The sequence below is a fragment of the Psychromonas hadalis ATCC BAA-638 genome, from assembly GCF_000420245.1.
GTDB classification, from domain to species: Bacteria; Pseudomonadota; Gammaproteobacteria; order Enterobacterales; family Psychromonadaceae; genus Psychromonas; species Psychromonas hadalis.
In genome coordinates, this window is the sequence record NZ_ATUO01000289.1 from 1 (window position 1) to 2,163 (window position 2,163).

3 protein-coding genes are annotated in these 2,163 nt (G+C 34.2%); all 3 read right to left on the reverse strand.

Translation table 11 applies throughout. The features are described from left to right. Positions 1–662: 662 nt before the first annotated feature. Entirely contained in the window at positions 663–944 is a 282-nt protein-coding gene (locus G322_RS0118880; protein WP_022943226.1) for a nucleotidyltransferase domain-containing protein, read from the reverse strand. A 229-nt stretch (positions 945–1,173) separates the two neighbouring features. Beyond that, the gene (locus G322_RS0118885; protein WP_022943227.1) at positions 1,174–1,644 is read right to left on the reverse strand and encodes a HepT-like ribonuclease domain-containing protein; all 471 of its coding nucleotides are present in this window, start codon (positions 1,642–1,644) and stop codon (positions 1,174–1,176) included. Further along, positions 1,641–1,937: a nucleotidyltransferase domain-containing protein gene (locus G322_RS0118890; RefSeq protein WP_342662429.1), complete on the reverse strand. Its 297-nt coding sequence runs from the start codon at positions 1,935–1,937 to the stop codon at positions 1,641–1,643. The genes G322_RS0118885 and G322_RS0118890 overlap by 4 nt, the downstream gene beginning before the upstream one ends. Positions 1,938–2,163: the final 226 nt, after the last annotated feature.

The following is a 2,163-nucleotide window of genomic DNA, read 5'->3' on the forward strand; positions in this document are numbered from 1 at the left end:
AACCCTTTTAAAAAAACATCAGGCCTTTAATTTTGACTTCCCCTTACAGGCCTTATTTCCTAAACTGCTCTGTGTAATCAATCGCCTTATTACTTAATCTAATAAGTTGTTCTGTTTCATGTAAAACTTCGTTAAACAATAAGCACAGGTCTTCTAAAATATACTCGTGTGCGATTTCGTTACGAATATCTTTTAATGTTCTTGCTTGCTCAACTGACTCTACTATACCAATTACAGTAAATAGCTAATCTATTTTACTGGTTAAAATAACTCACTTCTGCGTTGTAAGTTTTGCAAAGGGAACAACCATTTACGTCAACTTACGCCTTAAATCCAGCTATTTTTCCTGCGCAAAATTTAGATCACATACTTAATGTAATCGGCATTAGATTCTTTTTTTCTGCGCTATTAATGGTATCAATAAGAGAGCCTGGTTGCTTCAATTCAGCAATATCAATAGCACGATACATTTTATTAATCAGCAGATCGGTCACTCTGGCAAAGCGACTGGTTAGATTTTCTAATTTATCAAAATCATCATCATTAACGTTTTTTTAAATTTTATTTTTTGACATTGATTATATGGGCGTTGCAGCCATTTTAATGCGCCTTGCAACTGCTCTTGGCAACTGAACAAATTTTCTAGTGCGCTTATTTTCATTTTATAACTCTATTGATGTTGGCAATATCAATTGTACAAACGGCTCTTGTAGCTCTTTCGATACAAGCAGGTCTATTTTTTGCTCACCCAATAACGCTAGTAAGTGCCATTTTATTTTACGAAGCTCTGTTTTGGCAATAATTTTAGAGTGAATAAGTAGATCAATATCACCGCCATGTTGCGTATCATCCGCTCGCGAACCAAACAGGTAAAGCTTTGCATTGATATTTTGCTGCTTGACTGCTTTTTTTATTATGTAAACTTGTTTTTCTGTTAAACGCATAGAAACCTAAAGTTAAATGCCAAATCATGTACCAACGGAGCAGGTCTTTCGTTTTGACAGAACATCAAAAAAGACAGAAAAAAGACAGGACATCCAACCCTTTTAAAAAAACATAAGATCTTTAGTTTTGACTTTTCCCTACAGACCTCATTTCACAAATATATCTGCGCGTTTTAAAACGATTAGCCCGATGTCTCAATAAAACACAGGTTTTGAAATTTGCATCATGTCATAATAAATTATTAAGCTTGATATAATCGCTAATGCTTTCCACCGAGGCTAATAAATCAGGTGTGAACGTTAAGCAGTCTTCAAATATTTTCATTAACGCTTCAGAGTCATACTCATGGGCAATACTGTTTCTTAACTGGCGGATCTCAATATATTTTTGGCTGTCGCTTATCAGCCCTTTTTTCTCCGCCTTGTTAATTCTATCTAAAATTGAACCTGAGCTTTCTAACTCAATTAATTCAATCAATCGAATAGACTTTTGTAAAATTAAATCTGCAAGTCTAGCAAAACGGCTTGTTAACGCTTCAAAACGTTCTAATTCTTCAAACCCTAAGCCTTCTTGTAATAACTTTATTTCATTACAACGAGAAAAAGAAGCTTGTAACTGCTTACTTACTAGCTCTAAATGAATGCTATTTTCAGCAAGAAGTTCTTGTTGCAACACTCTCTTTTCATTTTGTTTATTCATAATAGCACCGCATCTAATAAGGCTAATTTAACAAAGGGCTTATCTGCATTTTTTGCAATAAGTAGATCAACTTGTTGCTCATCTAGCTTAATAAATAGCTGTGCTTGAATTTTAATTTTTTTTGAAAAATCGATATGGCTCGACATAACAAGTATGTCGATATCACCGCCTAAAGCGTCATCATCTACTCTTGAACCAAATAGATACACTTTAGCTGCACAGTCTACTTTATTTACCTCTGCTTTTATTATTGCTACTTGATATTCGCTTAAACGTATCTTGCTACCAATCAGTTATTATATTGAAAACACGGGGTCAGGCTTTGCCTTTTGCTTTAAGTTCACAGGGTTATTTAAAAGACGCTACCGCCCCTAGGTTGCAGAATCCTAAAGCCTGATGTTTGTTATAGACAAATTTTGAAGGCGAATTATAGCTTGTTTTCGCTTAACTTCCATAAATAATCATATAAAAGCAACAAGAAAGGCAGGATAAAAATCAATATCAAAAGATAAACACTGT